This is a genomic window from Citrobacter sp. wls619 (assembly GCF_005281345.1).
GTDB lineage: Bacteria > Pseudomonadota > Gammaproteobacteria > Enterobacterales > Enterobacteriaceae > Citrobacter.
On the sequence record NZ_SZXJ01000049.1, the window covers coordinates 1 to 797 of the forward strand.

Annotated in this window: 1 pseudogene; it reads left to right on the plus strand. The window is 51.8% G+C overall.

The window, feature by feature from the left end:
* Positions 1 to 797: pseudogene (locus FDX19_RS12170) on the plus strand (DEAD/DEAH box helicase); the annotation flags it as partial.

Genomic DNA, 797 nt, shown 5'->3' on the forward strand with positions numbered 1-797 from the left:
CTCTGGACGCTGATGCGCCCGAATGCTGTCTCCGGCGATTTACAGTCGCAGATGGTCAGTAAAGCTCTCAAACGTATCCCAACCATAGGCGAAGCCACCGCACGGAAACTCAAAACCACTTTTGGCGATGAATTTCTGGCATCGATGCTGGGCGATAACCTCTATGAATTTATCAACCTGATGGATGGCAACGGTGAGATGGTCTTCTCTGACCGCCAGGCCAGCCGTATGGAACGGGCGATGGGAAACATGGAGTTTGGTTTCGGTGAGGGGAATTACCAGGCCAGCGAGTTCATCAAAAAACACCTGCCGAAAAATACCTTTGATTTGATGGTGATAGATGAAAGTCACGAGTACAAAGGCGGTGCTTCTGCGCAGGGACAGGCGATGGGCGTTCTGGCATCTCAGGTCCGGAAAATCCTGCTGTTAACGGGAACCTTAATGGGCGGCTATGCTGACGATATCTTCTTTCTCCTGTTCCGTGTTCTCACAAAACGGATGCTGGAGGAAGGTTATCGCCCCGGTCGCAATGGCAGTCTGAATGCCGCCGCCATGCAGTTTATGCGTGACCACGGCGTGCTCAAAGAGATCCTGTCAGAAAGCACCGATGCGCATAAAACGGCAAAAGGTAAACGCACGACGACACGTGTTTCGAAAGCACCGGGATTCGGACCGAAAGGTGTATTGCGTTGTCTGCTGCCCTATACCGTTTTTCTCAAACTCAAAGACCTGGGCAGTGGTGTTTTGCCACCGTACCAGGAAGAGTTTCGGGAAGTGGAAATGGCACCAGTACAACA